The organism is Bradyrhizobium sp. BR14999, assembly GCF_056106085.1.
Map to the genome: position 1 here is coordinate 3,306,640 of NZ_CM148536.1, position 19,493 is coordinate 3,326,132.

Annotated in this window: 20 protein-coding genes and 1 tRNA gene; 14 read left to right on the forward strand and 7 right to left on the reverse strand. The window is 60.8% G+C overall.

Translation table 11 applies throughout. The annotated features are described in order from the left end of the window. Nucleotides 1-81: 81 nt before the first annotated feature. Together ACR9YP_RS15200 and ACR9YP_RS15205 are read left to right on the forward strand one after the other, a co-directional pair. Nucleotides 82-678, forward strand: coding sequence for a Spy/CpxP family protein refolding chaperone (locus ACR9YP_RS15200; RefSeq protein ID WP_474220316.1), 597 nt, complete (start codon nt 82-84; stop codon nt 676-678). 168 nt (nt 679-846) lie between these two features. Further along, nucleotides 847-922: transfer RNA gene (locus ACR9YP_RS15205), tRNA-Lys, on the forward strand. A gap of 166 nt (nt 923-1,088) precedes the next feature. On the opposite strand, the gene ACR9YP_RS15210 is transcribed toward ACR9YP_RS15205, so the two are convergent. The 7 genes from ACR9YP_RS15210 to ACR9YP_RS15240 all read right to left on the reverse strand — a co-directional run bounded on the left by ACR9YP_RS15210 (nt 1,089) and on the right by ACR9YP_RS15240 (nt 9,688). Then, nucleotides 1,089-1,928, reverse strand: a complete 840-nt coding sequence (locus ACR9YP_RS15210) for an ABC transporter ATP-binding protein (RefSeq protein ID WP_474220317.1) — start codon at nt 1,926-1,928, stop codon at nt 1,089-1,091. Nucleotides 1,929-2,003: 75 nt separating this feature from the next. Then, nucleotides 2,004-3,329, reverse strand: a complete 1,326-nt coding sequence (locus ACR9YP_RS15215; protein WP_474220319.1) for an ABC transporter substrate-binding protein — start codon at nt 3,327-3,329, stop codon at nt 2,004-2,006. 101 nt (nt 3,330-3,430) lie between these two features. After that, nucleotides 3,431-4,558: a branched-chain amino acid ABC transporter permease gene (locus ACR9YP_RS15220; RefSeq protein ID WP_128932296.1), complete on the reverse strand. Its 1,128-nt coding sequence runs from the start codon at nt 4,556-4,558 to the stop codon at nt 3,431-3,433. A 14-nt stretch (nt 4,559-4,572) separates the two neighbouring features. Further along, nucleotides 4,573-5,502 (reverse strand): branched-chain amino acid ABC transporter permease, encoded by a 930-nt coding sequence (locus tag ACR9YP_RS15225; RefSeq protein WP_091878473.1) that lies wholly within the window; start codon nt 5,500-5,502, stop codon nt 4,573-4,575. Nucleotides 5,503-5,511: 9 nt separating this feature from the next. Next, nucleotides 5,512-6,297 (reverse strand): ABC transporter ATP-binding protein, encoded by a 786-nt coding sequence (locus ACR9YP_RS15230; RefSeq protein WP_438110609.1) that lies wholly within the window; start codon nt 6,295-6,297, stop codon nt 5,512-5,514. After that, on the reverse strand, nt 6,294-8,264 hold the full coding sequence (locus ACR9YP_RS15235; protein ID WP_474220321.1) for an AMP-binding protein: 1,971 nt from the start codon (nt 8,262-8,264) through the stop codon (nt 6,294-6,296). Before ACR9YP_RS15235 ends, ACR9YP_RS15230 begins: the two co-directional genes overlap by 4 nt. 443 nt (nt 8,265-8,707) lie before the next feature. Then, a complete protein-coding gene (locus tag ACR9YP_RS15240) occupies nt 8,708-9,688 on the reverse strand; it encodes a LysR family transcriptional regulator (protein WP_474220323.1) in 981 nt (326 codons plus the stop codon). A 102-nt stretch (nt 9,689-9,790) separates the two neighbouring features. Here ACR9YP_RS15240 and ACR9YP_RS15245 point away from each other — a divergent pair, with 102 nt between their 5' ends. The 12 genes from ACR9YP_RS15245 (at nt 9,791) to ACR9YP_RS15300 (ending at nt 19,397) form a co-directional block, all read left to right on the forward strand. Further along, nucleotides 9,791-10,735: a ketopantoate reductase family protein gene (locus ACR9YP_RS15245; RefSeq protein ID WP_474220325.1), complete on the forward strand. Its 945-nt coding sequence runs from the start codon at nt 9,791-9,793 to the stop codon at nt 10,733-10,735. A gap of 4 nt (nt 10,736-10,739) precedes the next feature. After that, entirely contained in the window at nt 10,740-11,126 is a 387-nt protein-coding gene (locus ACR9YP_RS15250) for a VOC family protein (RefSeq protein ID WP_128945180.1), read from the forward strand. A 19-nt stretch (nt 11,127-11,145) separates the two neighbouring features. After that, on the forward strand, nt 11,146-11,616 hold the full coding sequence (locus tag ACR9YP_RS15255; protein WP_128932302.1) for a MaoC family dehydratase: 471 nt from the start codon (nt 11,146-11,148) through the stop codon (nt 11,614-11,616). After that, the gene (locus ACR9YP_RS15260) at nt 11,613-12,839 is read left to right on the forward strand and encodes a CaiB/BaiF CoA transferase family protein (protein ID WP_091878459.1); all 1,227 of its coding nucleotides are present in this window, start codon (nt 11,613-11,615) and stop codon (nt 12,837-12,839) included. The genes ACR9YP_RS15255 and ACR9YP_RS15260 overlap by 4 nt, the downstream gene beginning before the upstream one ends. A gap of 3 nt (nt 12,840-12,842) precedes the next feature. Continuing rightward, nucleotides 12,843-13,670 (forward strand): shikimate dehydrogenase, encoded by an 828-nt coding sequence (aroE, locus tag ACR9YP_RS15265; RefSeq protein WP_091878457.1) that lies wholly within the window; start codon nt 12,843-12,845, stop codon nt 13,668-13,670. 15 nt (nt 13,671-13,685) lie between these two features. Beyond that, the gene (locus ACR9YP_RS15270; protein ID WP_091878455.1) at nt 13,686-14,540 is read left to right on the forward strand and encodes a shikimate dehydrogenase; all 855 of its coding nucleotides are present in this window, start codon (nt 13,686-13,688) and stop codon (nt 14,538-14,540) included. A gap of 51 nt (nt 14,541-14,591) precedes the next feature. Beyond that, nucleotides 14,592-15,260, forward strand: coding sequence for an amino acid ABC transporter permease (locus ACR9YP_RS15275; RefSeq protein ID WP_091878454.1), 669 nt, complete (start codon nt 14,592-14,594; stop codon nt 15,258-15,260). Between the two features lie 10 nt (nt 15,261-15,270). Further along, nucleotides 15,271-15,927 (forward strand): amino acid ABC transporter permease, encoded by a 657-nt coding sequence (locus ACR9YP_RS15280; protein WP_091878452.1) that lies wholly within the window; start codon nt 15,271-15,273, stop codon nt 15,925-15,927. Between the two features lie 57 nt (nt 15,928-15,984). Next, nucleotides 15,985-16,812, forward strand: a complete 828-nt coding sequence (locus tag ACR9YP_RS15285) for a transporter substrate-binding domain-containing protein (RefSeq protein ID WP_091878450.1) — start codon at nt 15,985-15,987, stop codon at nt 16,810-16,812. Between the two features lie 62 nt (nt 16,813-16,874). Beyond that, nucleotides 16,875-17,618, forward strand: a complete 744-nt coding sequence (locus tag ACR9YP_RS15290; RefSeq protein ID WP_091880228.1) for an amino acid ABC transporter ATP-binding protein — start codon at nt 16,875-16,877, stop codon at nt 17,616-17,618. Between the two features lie 13 nt (nt 17,619-17,631). Beyond that, a complete protein-coding gene (gene aroQ / locus ACR9YP_RS15295) occupies nt 17,632-18,081 on the forward strand; it encodes a type II 3-dehydroquinate dehydratase (protein ID WP_091878448.1) in 450 nt (149 codons plus the stop codon). 191 nt (nt 18,082-18,272) lie between these two features. Next, the gene (locus ACR9YP_RS15300; protein WP_091878446.1) at nt 18,273-19,397 is read left to right on the forward strand and encodes an AI-2E family transporter; all 1,125 of its coding nucleotides are present in this window, start codon (nt 18,273-18,275) and stop codon (nt 19,395-19,397) included. Nucleotides 19,398-19,493 lie beyond the last annotated feature (96 nt).

Genomic DNA, 19,493 nt, shown 5'->3' on the forward strand with positions numbered 1-19,493 from the left:
CGCTGCTTCCTGTCCAAGTTGTAAGTTGCGCGTCAGCCGCACCGCGCTCATCCTCAGGGCATCCTTCCAGAGGAGGTCCGTATGAGGAAGTTCACCATCGCTGCCATTGCCGTGCTCAGCATCGCCGGCTCGGGCGTGGTCTATGCTCAATATCATCGCCCGTGGATGGAGCGCTTCCATCACATCCGCATGAACCCCGAGGACCGCGCCGCCTTCGTCGACGCGCGGATCGCCGCCGTCCATGCCGGCCTGAAGCTCAATGCCGATCAGGAGAAGCTGTGGCCGCCGGTCGAGGCCGCCGTGCGCGATTTCGCCAAGCTGCGCATCGACCGCGCCAATGCGCGGATGAATGCCGGCCCGGGCGATACCGACAAGCCGGAGGATCCGATCGCTCGCCTGCGCCGGCGCGCCGAAGACATGGGCGCCAGTTCCGCCGCCCTGAAGAAGATCGCTGATGTCGCCGATCCGCTCTACAAGACGCTGGACGAGGGCCAGAAGCGGCGCCTCGCGGTGCTGACCCGCCACCGCGGCCCATTCGGCGGCGGCGAAGACGGGCCGCCCCGCCACTTCATGGAACGCGGCATGGACCGCATGATGGAGCGCGGCATGGAGCACTTCCATCGTGACCGTTTCGACCGCGACGGCGGTTCGGACCGGGACGGCGAAGGCCGGCTCTGAGGGGGGCCGGACTGTCCCGGGATTAACCCTGGCGAAGCCGCTGGAATCCGGCGGCTTTTCGCTTTTTTGGACGTGTGGACGAAGCCTTGGAAAACTTGCGTCCCATCGCTTGCCATACCCGGATCGCTTTGCTAAACGACCGGCCTCGCAAGGCCTTAACCGCCTTTCGGGCGCATAGCTCAGTTGGTAGAGCAGCTGACTCTTAATCAGCGGGTCCCAGGTTCGAGCCCTGGTGCGCCCACCAAGCCTTTCAATGGCTTGGGTACCCCTCGCGATAGCCATTCCGACAAGCGGTCAGCGGCTGGACGTGGTCCAGTCCGCATTCGGTAGCCGCCAAAATCCTTTCTTTGAGCCTGTTGGCGGACGCTGGGTTGCATGCATTCCCGACGAGCGGAGCCGATCGCTCTGCGTCATCCGAGCCAGCGCTTGCGACGCTTGTAGTGCTTCACGTCGCGGAATGATTTTCGCCTGTCACCGGCAACGCCAAGGTAGAATTCCTTGACGTCCTCATTTGCTGCGAGCGCCCGTGCCTCGCCGTCCATCACCACGCGGCCATTTTCGAGGATATAGCCGTGGCTCGCGTATTTGAGCGCCATATTGGTGTTCTGCTCGGCGAGAAGAAAGGAAACGCCTTCCTTGACGTTGAGATCCTTTACGATCTCGAAGATCTCCTGCACGATCTGCGGCGCAAGGCCCATCGAAGGTTCATCGAGCAGGATCATCTTCGGGCACGACATCAGCGCGCGCCCGATCACGCACATCTGCTGTTCACCGCCTGACGTATAACCGGCGGTGGAACCACGTCGCTCTCTGAGGCGGGGGAAATAGGCATAGACCCGCTCAAGGTCCTGCGTGATCGCCGACTTGCCGTCCTTGCGCGTGAAAGCGCCAGTCAGAAGATTCTCTTCTATCGTGAGGTGAGGGAAGGCACGTCGTCCCTCCATCACCTGAATGCAGCCGCGCCGCACCAGGTCGTTTGGCGACATGGACTGCACCTCGATGCCATCGAATAGAATCGAGCCCTTGGTAACTTCGCCACGCTCTGCATGCAGCAGATTGGAGATCGCTTTCAGCGTCGTGGTCTTGCCGGCACCATTGGCGCCGAGAAGCGCGACTATGCCGCCCCGCGGAACCTCCAGCGATACGCCCTTCAACACGAGGATGACGTGATCGTAGACAACCTCGATATTGTTGACCGACAGAACCGGAGCTGCCGTTTCCGTCGCCGGAGCGACCTTGGGGGTTGACACGGCAGACCTCCAGACAGTTGCACCTTCGGGGATCCGGGAGCAGGCAAACCTGCCTCCCGGATCAGTCAGACTGGTTCAAGTTTCTTTCGCGCAGTCGCGCGGCTGGATCTTCTTCTCCGCGGCATACTTCGCGGACACATCGGCGACGAGCGGTTCAATGAGCGATTCGTCTGCCGTGTACCAGTCGGAGATTACTTTCCAGGCCTTGCCATCCCACTGCTGAACGCGCCCGTAGCGCGCACCCTCGTGATCGGAGCAGGAAATGCTGACCGGCTTCAACATCCCCTCAAATCCGAGTTCCTTGATGCGTGCATCGGTGAGGATGAGGTTCTCCAGCCCCCAACGGACCTGCTCGCCCGTCAGCGGTTTCTTGCCGAACTTTTCCTGCGCCTTCCGGATCGCCTCCACGCCGAGCATGGCGTTGACCATGCCACGGTTGTAGAGAACTTCGCCGACCTTGCCAGTTTCCGTTGAACCTTTGCCTTTCGCGTAGACGTATTTCTCTATGTCAGCATGGACAGGAAACCTGCCAGCACCATGCTGAAGCATCAGTGATTTGTAACCTGTGGCCTGATCGCCTGCCGGCGTCACGTCGGGCTCTGCGCCCGACCACCAAACACCGATCATCTTCTCGCGCGGATAGGCAACGGCTGCCGCTTCCTTGATTGCCGTGCTGTTCATGACGCCCCAGCCCCAGACCAGGACATAGTCCGGTCGATTCTGGCGGATCGCCAGCCATTGCGACTTCTGCTCGACACCGGGGTGCGTGACCGGGATCGAGGTGAACGCAAAGCCGTACTTCTGCGCCAGCACCTGCAGCATCGGAATCGGCTCCTTGCCATAGGGGCTGTCGTGATACAGCAGCGAAATCTTCCTGCCTTTCAGCTTGTCGAAGCCACCGAGTTCCTTGGCGACATGCTGGATCGCGATATCCGCCGCCGACCAGTAAGTGCCGAGCAATGGGAAGTTGTAGGCGAACACCGCGCCGTTCTTGGAATCGGCACGGCCGTACCCCATCGTGATGATCGGGATTTTGTCGGTCGCGGTCTTCTCGGTGAGCGCAAAGGTGATCCCGGTCGATAGCGGGTTGATGAAGGCCGCGCCGGTCGGCCCCTTGCCCTTGAGGCGCTCGTAGCACTCAACGCCCTTGTCGGTCGCGTAACTCGTCTCGCATTCTTCGGTCAGAATCTTGACGCCGTTGATACCGCCGTCACGCTCATTGATCAGGTTGTAATAGTCCACAACGCCGTTTGCGTAGGGCGCTCCGTTCACAGCGTACGGGCCGGTCCGGTAGGACAGAACTGGGATGAACTGCTCGTTTTGCGCTGCGGCCGGTGCACTAAACGCCGCGCCCGACAACGCGGCCGCCAGTATCAGTACATTGCGTGCAATACTTGCCATGTTGATATTCTCCTCCGTTGAGCCCCTCTTTTTCCGTTCGGGGGATTGTTTCCTTCCTCCTTTGTCAACAGCCGCCATCCGCTCGAGGCGCGATCGCAACTTCAATAGGGAAACGGCCAAAGTCTGAGCTTCTCCTTGCCGATTGATATCAGCCGGGCGAACCCATGGGGTTCTTTGATGAGAAGATAGCAGATCAACGACCCAAAGATAATGAACTGCAGGTGAGTGATCGTTTCCGTCGACAGCGGCACGCCGAGCTGGGTTGGAAGGACGTTCAGCATGATCGGCACAATGAGGATAAACGCCGCCCCGACGAACGGGCCCATGATGGATCCCAGCCCACCGATTATCACCATGAACAAGAGCTCGAGCGAACGGTCGATCGAGAACGCGAGCGGCTCCCATGAGCCAAGGTAGACGAACGCCCAGAGTGCGCCCGCCACGCCGATGATAAATGAAGAGACCGCGAAGGCGGTGAGCTTTGCATAGAGTGGCCGGATGCCGATCAGCTCGGCAGCGATATCCATATCGCGAATTGCCATCCATTGTCGGCCAAGGTTGCCGCGGACAAGATTCTTCGCCAAGACCGCGATCACCGTGACGAAGATCAGGCACAGCAGATAGCGTTCGATCGGCGTGCGAACGACCACACCGAAGAAATTCAGTTCCGGCGCATTGACCGACCCTGACGGGGCGTAGTTGGTGAACCACGGCACCCGCAGGAATACCCAGTCGAAGAAGAACTGCGCCGCGAGCGTTGCAACCGCAAGATAGAGGCCCTTGATCCGCAGACTGGGAATCCCGAACAGGATTCCGACACCCGCCGCCATGAACCCGCCAAGCAGAATGGATACCAATACGGGCAAAGGCGGGATCGAAATCGCGAAGCCATGCGAGGTGAGCGGGACATGAACGCCTGTCGCCAGCTTGTAGGCGGAATAGGCGCCAATGGCCATGAACGCACCGCTGCCGAGCGAGATTTGGCCGCAATAGCCGACGAGAATGTTTGTGCCGATGGCAGCGAGTGCGAGGATCAGGAAGGGCAGCAGAATCGCCCACAGCAGATACTCGCTACCAAACGGCCAGATGTGGAAGCTGGCCAGCACCGGCACCCCAATGAAAGCGATGCCGAGCAAGATCGCGAGCGCAATGCGGTCCTGACGGATCGGGAAGATCGCCATATCCTCTGCGTAGGTTGTCTTGAATTGGCCGACCTCACGATAAAGCAAAGCTAGCTCCTGTCTCAGATACGCTCGATGATCCGCTCGCCGAACAGACCCTGCGGCCGCACAAGCAACACTGTTAACGCCAGCACATAGCCAAACCAATATTCGATACCGCCGCCGATAGATGGCCCGAGGTACACCTCTGCAAGCTTCTCACCCGCCCCGACAATGAGCCCGCCGGCGATGGCTCCCGGAATGGAGGTGAGGCCCCCGATGATCAGGACCGGCAGAGCCTTCAGCGCGAGAAAGGTGATGGAAAATTGCACACCAAGCTTGGTGCCCCACACGGTCGCCGCAACCAGCGCGACGAGACCGGCAACGAGCCAGACCACGAACCAGATCCAACTGATTGGAATCCCAACCGAGTGCGCGGCCAAATGGTCATCGGCCACAGCCCTGAGTGCGCGACCGGTCTTGGTACGCTGAAAGAAGATCGCGAGGCCGGCGACCAGGATGCCTGCGATCAATGCACCCCAGACGTCCAGCTTGTTGATCAGAATTCCACCCGGGAAGAGGCCCTCAAACACGAACCAGGCGTCCGTCGGGAATAGCCGCAACGGATAAACATCCGATCCGAAGATCATTTCCGCCGCGCCCTCGAGAACGAATGTCACGCCGATGGTGGACATGAACAGCGTGAGGGCGTCCTGGTTGATGAGGGGTCCGATCACGAACCGCTCGATCAGCCAAGCCGTTGTCGCCATGATCACGGCGGCAAAGCCGATGCCGAGAACGATCGCAACCCAAAGCGGAAAGCCGTTGGCTACGAGGAGATCGAGCGAGCGAACCAGCGCCAATCCCGCGAGCAATACCATTGCACCCTGGGCAAAATTAAAAACGCCGGATGCCTTGAAGATCAGCACGAAGCCGAGGGCGACCAGCGAATAGAGCACGCCGGACATCAATCCGCCGATCAGGACCTCGAGAAACTGACCCAATGCGATCACGAACGCACCTCAGTGTGCGACGCCAAGATAGGCGTCGATGACGGCCTGGTTCTCCCTCATCTCGTCCGGCGTGCCGTCGGCGATCTTTACGCCATGATCGAGCACCGCCACTCTATCCGATAGATCCATGACCACAGCCATGTCGTGCTCGATCAGCACGATCGTTGTGCCGTAATGGCTGTTCACATCGATAATGAACCGCGACATGTCCTCCTTCTCCTCGAGATTCATCCCTGCCATGGGCTCGTCGAGGAGAAGAAGGTCGGGCTCCATGGCGAGAGCGCGACCAAGCTCGACGCGCTTCTGCAAGCCGTATGGCAAGCGCCCGACAGGCACCTTGCGGATCGATTCGATCTCCAGGAAGTCGATAATCTCCTCGACCCGGTGCCGATGCTCGACTTCCTCTGCCAGAGCAGGGCCGTAACGCAGCATCTGCCATAAGAGGCCCCGGCGCACCTTCAACGTGCGGCCAGCCATGATGTTGTCGAGCGCGCTCATTCCCTTGAACAGGGCGACGTTCTGGAAGGTGCGCGCGACGCCGCCGCGGGCGGCCTCGAAAGGCTGCATCCTGGCCCGGGTGCGCCCCTTGAAGGTGATGGTGCCACGATCAGGGTGATAGAAACCGTTGATGACGTTGAGCATCGAGGTCTTGCCGGCGCCGTTGGGGCCGATGATGGCTCGAATTTCGCCTTTTCTCACGTTGAACGAAACGTCCCTCAGCGCCCTGACGCCGCCGAAGGCCAGTGCTACGCCCTCGACTTGAAGCAGGATCTCGTTTGTGTCCGGCGCTCTCATGCTGCCTTCCCCAAAGATTCCGCCGAACCAGTGACCTGCATGTCGCGGATCTTGACACGAGCCGCGATAGTGCCCTTGCGGCCATCCTCAAAAGTGACTTCAGTGGAAATGTCGGCCTCATGCGAGCCGTCGTAGAGTGCGGTGACCAGTGGCGCATAGCGCTCGGCAATGAACCGGCGACGCACCTTCTGCGTGCGGGTCAATTCGCCGTCATCTGCGTCGAGTTCCTTGTGCAAAATGAGAAAGCGACGAATTTGAGCGCCCGCCAGCACCCTTTCCTTGACGAGAGAGTGGTTCACCGCGGCAACGTCTTTCGCTACCATGTCATAGACCAGCGGATGCCCGGCAAGCTCCTGATAGGAGCCATAGGCGATATTGTTGCGCTCCGCCCAATTCGCGATAGCGACCGGGTCGATGTTGATCATGGCGCAAACAAACTCTCTTGAGTCGCCGAAAGTGATCGCTTCCTTGATATTGGGAAAAAACTTCAGTTTGTTCTCAAGGTACTTCGGCGCAACCATCGTGCCGTCAGCCAGCCAGCCGACGTCCTTCGCCCGATCGATGATCTTTAGATGTCCGGTCTTCTCGTCGAAAAAGCCCGCATCGCCGGTCTTGACGTAACCGTCGAATGTCATGGTTTCCGCGGTCTTCGCCTGATCCTTGAAATATCCGACGAACATGCCGGGCGAGCGAAATTGCACTTCGCCCGATTGCGCAATGCGGATGTCGACGTTCGGGGCCGCCGGACCAACCGTATCGGGGTAGATCTCGCCATCAGGCTGGCACGTCACGTACAGGAAGGCTTCGGTCTGGCCGTAGAGCTGCTTCAGATTTAGTCCGATCGAGCGGTAGAATGCGAACAAGTCCGGACCGATGGCTTCGCCTGCAGTGTACGCGACACGCACCCGGGACAGGCCGAGAACATTCTTGAGAGGTTCGTAGACCAGCAAGCGCCCGAGCGCATAGAGCAACCGGCCCCGCAGCGGCACCTGTTTTCCGGTCAACACCTGCTCGCCATACCGGCGCGCCACGTCGAGAAAGTAGTTGAACATTCGACGCTTGACAGGCGCAGCGTCCTCCATGCGGATCATCAGGCGCGTCCGCATGGCCTCGAAACCACGCGGCGGCGCGAAATAGAAGGTCGGTCCGATCTCGCGCCGATCCTGCTCGATCGTTTCACTACTCTCGGGACAGGCCATGCAGAAGCCAGCGACAAGGCCTTGCACATAGTTGAGGTAATGATCGCCCACCCAGGCCAGCGGCAGATATGCGAACACCACGTCGTGGTCGGCCAGTCCGTCGAACCTGGTGGTGTCCGACGCGGCGTCAATGCAGCCTCGCGTCGACAGCACGACGCCCTTCGACGCGCCGGTCGTTCCCGAGGTGTAGAGGATGACCGCGATGTCAGAACCATCACCCTGCCGGACGAATTCATCGATCTGTCCACAGAGCGCCGGATCCGCCGTAAGCGCTGCGCGAGCGTCCTCGATGACATCGTGGATTGCGATCAGCCGGCTGTCCGCGTAGCCATCAAGGCCGCGCGACTCGTCATAGAGAATCTTTTGAAGATGCGGCACTCGCTCGCATACGGACAAGACCTTGTCCACTTGCTCCTGATCCTGTGCTGCAACAAAGCTCACCTCAGCGTGCGCGAGAACAAAAGCAAGCTCTTCAGCCACTGCGTCCGAGTAAACCGGAACCGGAATCGCTTGCAGCGCCTGCGCTGCCATCATGGTCCAGTAGAGCTTCGGTCGGTTGGAACCCACTACCGCGATCTTGTCTCCTGGCTGCAGTCCAAGTCGATGCAAGCCCGCGGCGTAAGCCCGGACGATCGCAGCAACCTGGGCCCACGTCCACGTCTGCCAAATGCCAAGATCCTTGTGTCGAAACGCCGGACGCGTGCCGAACTGCGTCGCATTTCGCAGAATCAACTTGGGGAACGTATCAAACGATCCGCCATCGGCCATGTCGCTCTCGATCCCAAAAACCGACGCGTTGGTTCGCGCCTGCTTATGGTGACGCCGCGCCCTTTATGGGAAGCAGCCATGCGAACGCCGCACGTTCCAACATTACAACGGTTCGAAAGTCCTACAAGTCCCGGTTTGCCCGGCCGAGATTGTCGTGGCCGTCCGCGCGGTGGGTCGTTGAGGGGGGCCGCCTGCCAATAACCGATTGCGGTATTGACGGCTAAGCTCGAGCGTCCAGATTTATGTTGCGTTGCGATATTGAAGCTGCGCTCCATTCCGACAGGGGAAAATCCTATTCTGCGTGGCGCATTGGTCGGCTGCAAAGGCGGTGGAGGGCTGCCTTGCCGCCCTGACCAACCGAGGCTTCGAGGGCCGGATACATGACATCGGCAGCCTTTTTGCGCAAACCGAACGTTTAGCTTCCGCCCTCAATAAACGGTCGACTACGACGGCAAATCGCGTGGCCGTCGTTTCTTTGGCCGGCCGGAACGATGTAGACCCCGTACTTCCTGCTGTTGAAAGAGCTCACCGCACACGTCACGCAGCCATTGGCTTGCCGGGTCGTGATGGAAGCGGGCGTGCCAATATTGCTTCACCGTAAAGCCGGCGATCGCCAGCGGGCAGTCGAGCACGCGCAGTCCGTAATAGTGAGCCAACGTTTCGCCGATGTGCCTTGGAAGGGTGGCGATCAGGTCAGTTGTCCCGACGATTGCGGGTAACCCCAAAAAGCCCGGTAGCTCAAGCGCAACGTCGAGGACTATCCGCTGCTCCTGTAGCGCGGCCGCGAGCAACTGATGTCCAGTGCCGGACCGAATGAGGACGTGCGCCTCGCGCCTGAAATCCTTTGCGGTGATGCGGTCGCGGATCCGGGCATGTTTTGCGTTCGCCAAGCAGACCCAATCCTGCGGAAAGAGTGCCTGTTGGAAGTGCCCAGCGTCGAGGTCCGAGATGTAGCCGAGCGCCAGATCGGCCTCGCCAGACTGCAGCATTCGTGGGGTATCGCCGCCGATCTGCGCCGCCTCGATGCGGATGCCCGGAGCAACACGACGAACGTAGGCGAGGATGGCCGGAAGCAGCGTGATGTGGCTCGCATCCGTCATGCAGATGACGAAGCGGCGCTTTGCAGTCGCCGGATCAAACTCGGGGCGAAGTTCTGCCAGACGACGCAGCATCTCCAACGCCTGTCTGGCCGTGCCGATGAGAGCCTCGGCGCGCGGAGTCGGCAGCATTCCCTCAGCCGACCGGATAAAGAGCGGATCGTCCAGTTCCTTTCGCAGGCGCGCCAGCCAGATCGAAATGGTCGGCTGGCTTTGACCGAGCTTCTCGGCTGCCTTGGTCACGCTACCCGTGGTGAACAATGCATCGAAGAGCCGGAGCAGGCGCGGCTCCAGCAGGTTCGTCTCGGAGAGGTCCCGGTGCTTCATTGCGATATGCAATAATGGATATAAGGATCATAGCATATCCAAATACTGAGCCGACTGCTACCACGCTTCCGACGCCAAAAAGGGCGCGGGAGAAGCGTTCGGATGAGGATCTGCTTTATCGGAGCGGGAGCCCTAGGCTCGACCATCGGTGGCACGCTGGCGCGCGGTGGTGCTGAGGTTTGGTTGATCGATCCGTTCCAGGCTCATGTCGACGCGATCAATGCTGATGGTCTCCGGATGCTCGAAGGCGACGCCGAGACCGTTGTGAAGGTCTCTGCCTGCACTTCCGCGACCCAGGTCGGCATCGTGGCGGACCTCGTCATCGTCCTCGTCAAATCCTATCACACGCGGGATGCGATCCGGGCGGCAGCGCCGATCATCGGGCCGCAGACAGTCGTGATGTCGCTTCAAAACGGTCTTGGTCACGAGGATATTCTTTCGGAGGAAGTTGGTCGTGACCGGGTCATGGCAGGCAAGACCTACGTTGGCGGCGTGCTGCTCGGCCCCGGTCATGTCCGCTCCGGGGTCATCGGCAAGGAAACCATCATCGGCGAGCTCGATGGACGCCTGACGGAACGCGCTCAGCGAATTTCCGAGACGTTCAATCGTGCCGGCATTCTCACGCTGCTCAGCGACAACATCTTGGGCACGATGTGGGACAAGTTGTTCATCAATGTCGCCGGAGGAGGAATTACCGCCGTTACCGGGCTGACGTATGGCGGTCTCTATTCGCTGCCGATCCTGGAAGATTGCGCGCTGGCCGCGATCTCAGAGGGCATCGCGGTCGCGCAGGCGGCCGGCGTGAAGATCTCGATCACCGATCCGCGACGCGCTTGGACGATGGCATCCGCTGGTCTACCGCCCGAGTTCAAGACGTCGATGTTGCAGAGTTTGCAGTCCGGCAACCTGACCGAGGTCGACTACATTCACGGCTCCGTCGTGCGTTGGGGTTCCAGGCTCAACGTCCCAACTCCCGTAAATTCCACCCTCGTCGCGTTAGTCAAGGGCATCGAATACGCCCGCAGCGACTATCCTGGAAGGTCCTGAGACGATGTCGCCGCCCCGTGCCTATGTCGAACACGTCGCCATCCGTGTGCCTGACGTTGATCGTCACGTCGACTTCTTTCGTGAGGTGCTTGGTCTTGCCATTCGCGACGAGCAACCCGCCGATGGCGCGCGCCCACGTCAGGTGTGGGTGCTCGGAAGCGTGCAACTCATCGAAGATCCGAACTTCGTGGGACCGGAGGGGCGTCTCGCCCATCTCGGCATCATGGTCGACGATTACGAAGGTGTGCTCGCCCGTGCGGCCGCGTGGGGCGCCAAGGCGTTGCCTGCCGGGCCGAACTGGCTCGAGCTGCCGGGTGGGCTCAACGTCGAAATCTTGCAAGCCAGTGCAGGCGCCGTGGAAGCTGCCCTGGCGATCAATCCCCGTGCCTAGAGTTAGAGGAAGACGCGACATGACCGGTGAGCGCTACTGGGACGATGCCAGAGTCGGTGACGAATGCATCACCCCCTCGGTGACGGTCACCGAAGCGATGGTGAATGCCTATGCCGAACTGACGGGTGATTTCACGCCGGTCCATGTCGACGAGGAATACGCCAAGACCACACCATTCGGCACGCGCGTCGCGCACGGGCTGTTCGGTCTGTCGCTGGCCGACGGTTTGAAGACCCGTGCCGACTACCGTTTCCTTCCGGGAATGTCGCTGGGCTGGACGTGGGATTTCAAGCTACCGATCAAGCTCGGTGACACCGTGCACGTGAAGTTCCGCGTCGGTTCAATGCGCGCCACGAAGCGTGATGGATGGGGCATCGTGGTGCTGCCGTCAGAGCTGATCAATCAGCGCGGCGACGTGGTGCAGACTGGTGAGCATCGACTGATGATTCCGATGCGCCCGAAGACCAACGCCGCAGGAGAGCAGGCATGACGGCGCAAGATCTGCCGCTCAAAGGCATTCGCGTCATCGACTACAGCCATTTCCTGGCCGGCCCGTTCATGGGCCGTTGCCTCGCTGCGATGGGCGCTGAGGTCATCAAGGTGGAGCGTCCTAGGCAAGGCGATGCGGGCCGAGCCCATGGGTATTTCAAGGACGGACAATCCGGCTACTTCCTGCAGCAGAACATGGGGAAGCAGGGATTGTGTATCGATCTGCGCGACACGCGTGGTCTCGACATGATGATGAAGCTAGTCGACACAGCCGACGTCTTCATCGAGAACTACCGCCCCGGCGCACTCGACCGCCTCGGGCTCGGTTACAAGGCGCTGTCGACGCGGAATCCGGGACTGATCTACTGCTCGGTCTCCGCCTATGGCCACACCGGTCCCTATGCCGACCGTCCGGGCTTCGGCCTGATCGCAGAGGCGATGTCGGGGGCTCTGGCGCAACTGGGCTCTCCCGGTGAAGCGCCGCCGCTGCTGCGGATGCCACTGGCCGACATGTATACCGGCATTCACGGTGTGGCTGCCATCAATGCAGCGCTGGTCGGCCGCGCGTCGTCCGGCCGCGGCCAGCATATCGATCTGGCGCTGTACGACTGCATGGTCTCGATGCACGACTATGCGGTTCAGCGTTACTTCCTCTCCGGCGGTACCGACCTGCCGAAGCAGACCGGCAGCGGACAGCCGGACTCGACCGTTTACGGGGTCTTTCCGGCCAAGGACGGCAATCTTGTCATCGCTGCGCAAGTCGATGATGCGTGGCGACGATTGGCGGCGCTGATCGGAGGAAGCAGCTTGTCATCCGACGAACGCTTCACCACGCCTGCCGCGCGGAACGCCCATTATGCCGAGGCGATGGAAATTGTGCGCAACTGGACGCTTTCGCAGCCGTCTCGGGATGCCTGTCTTGCCGCACTCGAGCAAGCAGGTGTGCCGTCCGCTCCTGTGCAGACCATCGAAGAGGTCGTGAAGGATCCGCAGATCCACGCGCGCGGCATGCTGGTCGAGCAGGAGCATCCTGTTCTCGGCAGGGTGACTTTGCCGAACCTGCCCTTCCGCTTCTCCAGCTGCGACATCACGGTGCGCACTCCGGCACCACTGCTCGGCCAGGACAATCGCCGCATTGCAGAGTCGCTGGGACTGTCGGCCCAAACCATCGACGCGATGGTGCGAGACGGTGTTCTCTACAACGAAACTGCAGTGCAGGAGTAAGCCATGAGCGATCGTTATGCGGTGATTGGCAATCCGATCGGCTTCAGCAAATCACCCCTCATCCATGGCACTTTCGCCAAAATGACGGGACAGGACCTTGTCTATGAGGCGATCGAGGGACCACTCGATGGCTTCAACGAACGGGTTGATCAATTCCGGACGGAGGGCGCCAAGGGGCTGAACATCACAGCCCCGTTCAAGCTCGATGCTTTCGCCTACGCAAATGAGCTTTCAGAGAGCGCCAAACGAGCAGGCGCCGCAAACTGCCTGAAGTTCGAGGGCGATCGGATCATTGCCGAGAATTTCGACGGGATCGGCCTAGTGCGTGACATCACCGTCAATCTCGGCGTCAAAATGGCCGGCCGGCGCGTCCTAATGCTCGGCGCTGGAGGAGCAGCGCGTGGCGCGCTGCTGCCGTTCCTGCGCCAGGAGCCGTCCGAGCTGGTTCTGGTCAACCGAACGCTGTCGAAAGCGGTGGCATTGGCCGAAGAGTTTGCCGGCTGTGGTCCCCTGATTGTCAGCGGCTATGCTGAACTGGCCGATCTTGCCGAGGGCTATGACGTCGTCGTCAACGCGACGTCGGCCAGCCTGCGGGGTGAAATGCCGCCGCTTCCAGGCAATGTCTTCCGCGGTGCGGCGCTGGCGTACGAACTAGCCTATGGCAAAGGGCTGACGCCCTTTCTGCAAGCGGCCCGCGCCGAAGGCGTAACCAAGCTGGCCGACGGCGTCGGCATGCTGGTCGAGCAGGCGGCCGAAGCTTTTTCCTGGTGGCGCGGCGTTCGACCGAGCACGGCTCAGGTCATCGCCGAACTGACCGTCCCATTGAGCTGACGGGCGATACCGAGCATGCATCCGAAGTCCAGTTTTCTCGTCGGCCTGATCGGCAGTGGCATCGCTGCGTCCCGCACCCCGCCCATGCACGAAGCGGCCGCAGACGCCGCTGGCATCCGCTATATCTACAAAAAGATCGATCTGACAGAGTTGAAGCTCGGTGTGGAGGCGTTGCCGGAATTGCTCACGGCCGCAAGGCGGATGGGCTTTGACGGGTTGAACGTGACCCATCCCTGCAAGCAGGCGATCCTTCCACACTTGGACGAGCTTTCGCCTGACGCAGAGGCGCTTGGCGCCGTGAACACCGTGGTCATCAGGAACGGTCGAATGACCGGCCACAACACGGACTGGTTCGGCTTCGCCGAGAACTTTCGCCGCAACATGCAAGGTGCATCGCTCGGTCGCGTCGTCCAGTTCGGCGCGGGCGGCGCAGGCTCGGCGGTCGCTTTCGCGCTCATGAAGCTGGGCGTGCGGGAACTAACCATCATCGACGTCGACGTGGCCAAGGCGCAGAGTTTGGTGGATAGCTTGTCCCCTCGATTTGTAGAGGGGCGCTTGAGGGCCGGCCAGGATGTCGCGGCGGCCGTCGCTGCCGCAGACGGAATTGTCAACGCGACGCCGATCGGCATGGACAAGTATCCGGGCACGCCGCTGCCGACGGCCCTGCTGCGTCCCGATCTGTGGGTCGCCGAGATCGTCTACTTCCCGCTGGAAACCGCGCTGCTGCGCGCGGCGCGTGCCCTCGGCTGCCGCACCGTCGATGGTGGTGGCATGGCGATCTTCCAGGGTACCGAGGCATTCCGCCTGTTCACGGGCATCTCACCTGATCCAGACGTCTTCTTCGCCACTTTTGCATCCCGGGGAGGGTGACACCCGGCCGATGGGCGAGCGGCACGTACAACGCCCGAGAGGAAACGCAAGATGGGCTACACGCTCGATTTCTCGGTGGTTTGGCATGCGATGCCCGCGCTGCTGTGGGGGTGCGTGGGTACGTTGGGCCTGGCGCTTGCCGGCATGACGCTCGCAATGATGATCGGTGTCGCCGGCGTCGCGGCACGCGATTCGAAGGCGGCGTGGTTGCGTGCTCTCGTGATCGGCTTCGTCGAGACCGTGCGCAATACGCCTTTCCTGGTGCAGATCTTCTTTCTGTTCTTCGCCCTGCCGCTCGTCGGATTGAAGCTCAATCCGACAGCCACCGCCGTCATCGCACTCGGTGTCAATGGCGGCGCCTACGCCATCGAGATCATCCGCGGCGGGGTGCAGTCCATTCATAAGGGACAGGTAGAAGCCGGCTACGCGCTCGGACTGCACAAAGGGCAGGTATTCCGGTTCGTTGTGCTCAAGCCAGCGCTTCGCGCGATCTACCCCTCGCTCACGGGTCAGTTCATCATGCTGACGCTGACCTCGTCGATCTGTTCGGCCGTATCGGCCTACGAATTGACGTCGGTTGCGCAGCGCATCGAAAGCGACACATTCCGCAGCTTCGAGGTCTACTTCTTCGTCACTTTCCTCTACCTCGCGATCTCCTGGCTGTTGATGCTGGGCTTCGCGGTCATCTCTCACCGCTTCTTCTCATATCCGACACGCTGAGGGGGAGATGATGGCACCGCATTTTGGCCTCCCTGAGTTCGGTTTCCTGTTGCGTGGGCTGCAATGGACGATGCTGCTGACGCTGGTCGCGTTTGCGGGCGGCTGCACGGCGGGTCTGGCGGTCGCATTGCTGCGCACCTGTGGTCATAAGGGCGTGGAATGGGTCATCCGCATCTACATCGGGATATTCCAAGGCACCCCGCTGCTGCTGCAGCTCTTCGTCGTGTATTACGGATTGGCGCTGACCGGGCTGAAGCTCGACGCCTTCGTCGCGGTGGCGATCGGCTTCACCGTGAATGCCTCCGCCTTCCTTGGTGAGATTTGGCGCGGTGCGATACAGGCCGTGCCGCGTGGCCAGACCGAGGCGGCGATGGCGCTTGGACTGCACTATTCGTCCCGCATGCGCGACATCGTGCTGCCGCAGGCGATCCGCATCTCGCTGCCGGCGACCATCGGCTATCTCGTGCAGCTCATCAAGGGCACTTCGCTCGCTGCCATCGTCGGCTTCATCGAACTCGCCCGCGCCGGTCAAATCGTATCGAACCAGACCTTCCAGCCGTTGCTCGTCTTCGGCGTGGTCGGCGCGATGTATTTCATCCTCTGCTGGCCACTGTCGTGGTGGGGCAGCCGGATGGAGGCCAGGCTCGCCCTGGCCAATCAAAGGTAGGAACGGCCGCAATCTACCCAATCAAACACAGCCATCACCAGCAGGAGGAAACATCAGATGTTATTTTCGATCAATCGTCGCCAGCTCGGCATCGCGCTGCTGATGCTGGGGGCCATCGCTGTCGCAGGTAAATCGCAGGCGGGCATCCTGGAAGACGTGAAGAAGAAGGGCGTCGTCGTCATCGGCATTCAGGGCGATAATCCTCCATGGGGCTATGTCGATAGCTCAGGAAAGCAGGATGGCATCGATGCCGATATGGGGCGCGCCTTCGCTGAATATCTTGGCGTGAAGGCCGAGTTCGTCCCGCTGGCAGTGGCCAATCGTATTCCGGCGCTGACCACAGGCCGCGTGGACATTCTGTTCGCAACCATGGCGATGCTGCCCGAGCGTGCCAAGGCGGTGCAGTATTCCAAGCCGTATGTTGCCAACGAGATCACCCTTGTCGCTGCCCAGGCAACGCCGATCAGCAGCAATGCCGATATGGGCAAGTACGTTATAGGCGTTCCGAGGTCCTCCACGCAGGACACCCAGGTCACCAATAGTGCTCCAGCGGGCACCGAAATCCGCAGATTTGATGATGATGCGGCCACAATCCAGGCGCTGCTCTCGGGTCAGGTGCAGGCCGTCGGCGCAAATAGCTTCTACCCGCAGCGTCTGAACGCCGCAAAGCCGGAATTTGGGTTCGAGCCCAAGCTTCACTTCACTGCCCTGTACAACGGAGCCTGCACCCGCCTGGGGGAGAAGGAGTGGAACGAGACCGCCAACAAGTTCATCGACCAGATCAAGTCTAACGGCAAGTTGGCCGGCTTCTACGCCAAATGGATGAAGGCGCCCGTGCCGACCTTCCCCGACTCGGTCCCCGGCGTTCCGTTCACAGTCCAGTAAATACCGTTAAGCGGCCGACGCGCTGCGCGCGTTGGCCGCTGTCGATGTCGGAGGCCGAATTCATGCAGGACCAGATCCTGATCGAAATGACGGGTGTGCAGAAGTGGTACGGCGGGTACCAAGCTCTCCGCAACGTTGATCTCACTGTGCGCAAGGGTGAAAAAATCGTGCTCTGCGGTCCGTCCGGCTCAGGCAAGTCGACACTGATCCGCTGCATCAACCGCCTCGAGGCGATCCAGCAGGGCAGTATCGTAGTAAACGGTCATCGGCTGGACGACAGCAAGGCAATCGATGTCGTACGTCAGGACGTCGGCATGGTCTTTCAGAGCTTCAACCTCTTTCCGCATATGACGGTGTTGCAGAATTGCATGCTCGCCCCCATTCGCGCGCGCCGCATCAGCAAGACCGAGGCGGAGGCGACCGCGCGAAAATATCTCGAGCGCGTGCGCATCGGTGACCAGGCTAACAAGTATCCGGCTCAGCTTTCGGGCGGTCAGCAACAGCGCGTCGCGATTGCGCGCGCGCTCTGCATGCAGCCTAAGGTGATGCTGTTTGACGAACCGACCTCGGCTCTCGATCCCGAAATGGTCAAGGAGGTGCTCGATACAATGATAGGCCTCGCCAACGACGGCATGACCATGATTTGCGTCACCCACGAGATGGGCTTTGCCCGCCAGGTTGCCGACCGGGTCATCTTCATGGCTGAAGGCCAGATCATCGAAGAAGGCGAGCCCGGCGCTTTCTTCCGCAATCCACAGCACGCCCGCACCAGGCAGTTCCTTGGTGAGATCCTCGCCCATCACTGAACGGAGTACTTCCATGAGTCGTCTTGTCTACGTCCTCAACGGGCCAAATCTCAATTTGCTTGGCAAGCGCCAGCCCCACATCTATGGCCACGAGACGCTTTCGGATGTGGAGCGAGATTGCCGGGCGCTGGCCGGGGAGCTTGGCCTGGAGATTCGCTTTCATCAATCCAACAGAGAATACGAGCTGATCGACTGGATCCACGAGGCGCGCGAGACGGCGGCCGGTATCGTGATGAATCCCGCGGCTTTCACCCATACGTCGGTCGCCATCCTGGATGCTCTAAACACGTTCGAGGGGACAGTGATCGAGGTGCACATTTCCAACGTGCACAAACGCGAGGAATTCCGCCACCACTCGTTTGCGTCCAAACGAGCTGATGGAGTCATCGCAGGCTTCGGGACCCAGGGTTATCTGCTCGGCTTGCGTCGTGTGGCCAAGCTGCTTGATGAGAAGAAGGGGTAGCATCGTATGAGTGCACCCGTCCGTCGTGATGCGCCAACGTCTCATGCCGATCGCTGCGGATGTTTGGTAGTCTGCGCCGGCGTCGGCGGAGGGCAATAGTGGTCGGAACCGCTCGTTTGATCTGGATCAAGTCTCAGGCCCCCGCGGTCTTCAAGCTGTAAGCTGTCTGGCCTCTGAGATCCGGCAAAGCCTTGAAGACACTTCGCCAGCTTCTGTCCACCGACGGTGTTGTCCAGCTTGTGATCCGGCTGGCGCTGCTCGGCCTGCTGATCCTATGGACATTTCTGATCATCCGACCGTTCGTGCCGATCCTGACTTGGAGCGCGGTGCTGGCGGTGGCGTTCTACCCGGTTTTCGCCTGGCTCGCACAACGCCTCGGCGATCGTCCCCGGATCGCCTCGGCCGTTCTCACCCTCGTCACGCTAGGCATCGTCATCGGTCCCGCCGCCTGGCTGGGCCTGAGTGCGGTTGAAGGGCTCCGGGACCTTGCGGGCCAGATCGGCAGCGGGGATCTCGTGCTTCAGGCGGCGCCAGAGCAGATCAGGGATTGGCCCTTGATCGGTCCGCAGCTCTACGCGTTCTGGGATGAGGCCTACACGAATATCCGTGCTGCGCTGCGCGAGGTGGCGCCGTATTTGAAACCGCTCGCCGGGACGATGTTGTCGTTTGCGGGCGACACCGGCATCGGAATGCTCCAATTCCTGCTGTCGGTGGTCGTCACCGGTTTCCTGCTTCCGTACGGGGCGCAGCTTGTTGCCGCGCTCCGGGGCTTCCTGTTGCGCATCGTGCCCGACCAGAGCGAGCACTTCCTGGAGCTCGCCGGGGCCACCATACGCGCGGTCTCACAGGGTGTCATCGGTGTCGCCATCGTGCAGGCCCTGCTGGCGGGCATCGGTTTCAAGCTCGCTGGCCTCCCAAGCGCAGGGCTGCTCGCAATCATCGTGCTCTTGCTATCGATCGTTCAGATCGGCGCGGCTATCGTGCTTCTTCCCGTGGTCGTTTGGATATGGATGGACAAGGACGTGACCGTAGCCCTGCTCTTGACGGTCTATCTCGTCGCCGTCGGTCTTCTTGATAACGTCCTGAAGCCGCTTCTCATGGGGCGAGGCCTGACGACGCCGACGCTCGTGATCCTGATCGGGGTCATCGGTGGTACGCTCGCGCATGGGATCATCGGCCTGTTCATCGGGCCGATCATCCTGTCGGTTGCTTGGGAGTTAGCGGCTGCATGGATCGGGATCGACCGGGCTACGCCGATTCCGGTGGACCAGGCTGCCGTTGCCGCAACGGAAACCGTCGACGCACCGTTGACCTAGATCAATCGTCCCCTTCGTCGATAGGCGCGAGCATGGTCACCATAGATACGATTCTCATCGTCGATCATAACGAATTGGGTCTGCCGAATTGAGGTC

Excerpts from the sequence above, each read along its gene's own strand:
- ACR9YP_RS15200 (WP_474220316.1), top strand. The coding sequence starts at position 82 with ATGAGGAAGTTCACCATCGCTGCCATTGCCGTGCTCAGCATCGCCGGC.
- ACR9YP_RS15215 (WP_474220319.1), bottom strand. The coding sequence starts at position 3,329 with ATGGCAAGTATTGCACGCAATGTACTGATACTGGCGGCCGCGTTGTCG.
- ACR9YP_RS15230 (WP_438110609.1), bottom strand. The coding sequence starts at position 6,297 with ATGAGAGCGCCGGACACAAACGAGATCCTGCTTCAAGTCGAGGGCGTA.
- ACR9YP_RS15235 (WP_474220321.1), bottom strand. The coding sequence starts at position 8,264 with ATGGCCGATGGCGGATCGTTTGATACGTTCCCCAAGTTGATTCTGCGA.
- ACR9YP_RS15240 (WP_474220323.1), bottom strand. The coding sequence starts at position 9,688 with ATGAAGCACCGGGACCTCTCCGAGACGAACCTGCTGGAGCCGCGCCTG.
- ACR9YP_RS15245 (WP_474220325.1), top strand. The coding sequence starts at position 9,791 with ATGAGGATCTGCTTTATCGGAGCGGGAGCCCTAGGCTCGACCATCGGT.
- ACR9YP_RS15250 (WP_128945180.1), top strand. The coding sequence starts at position 10,740 with ATGTCGCCGCCCCGTGCCTATGTCGAACACGTCGCCATCCGTGTGCCT.
- ACR9YP_RS15255 (WP_128932302.1), top strand. The coding sequence starts at position 11,146 with ATGACCGGTGAGCGCTACTGGGACGATGCCAGAGTCGGTGACGAATGC.
- ACR9YP_RS15260 (WP_091878459.1), top strand. The coding sequence starts at position 11,613 with ATGACGGCGCAAGATCTGCCGCTCAAAGGCATTCGCGTCATCGACTAC.
- aroE (WP_091878457.1), top strand. The coding sequence starts at position 12,843 with ATGAGCGATCGTTATGCGGTGATTGGCAATCCGATCGGCTTCAGCAAA.
- ACR9YP_RS15270 (WP_091878455.1), top strand. The coding sequence starts at position 13,686 with ATGCATCCGAAGTCCAGTTTTCTCGTCGGCCTGATCGGCAGTGGCATC.
- ACR9YP_RS15275 (WP_091878454.1), top strand. The coding sequence starts at position 14,592 with ATGGGCTACACGCTCGATTTCTCGGTGGTTTGGCATGCGATGCCCGCG.
- ACR9YP_RS15280 (WP_091878452.1), top strand. The coding sequence starts at position 15,271 with ATGGCACCGCATTTTGGCCTCCCTGAGTTCGGTTTCCTGTTGCGTGGG.
- ACR9YP_RS15285 (WP_091878450.1), top strand. The coding sequence starts at position 15,985 with ATGTTATTTTCGATCAATCGTCGCCAGCTCGGCATCGCGCTGCTGATG.
- ACR9YP_RS15290 (WP_091880228.1), top strand. The coding sequence starts at position 16,875 with ATGCAGGACCAGATCCTGATCGAAATGACGGGTGTGCAGAAGTGGTAC.
- aroQ (WP_091878448.1), top strand. The coding sequence starts at position 17,632 with ATGAGTCGTCTTGTCTACGTCCTCAACGGGCCAAATCTCAATTTGCTT.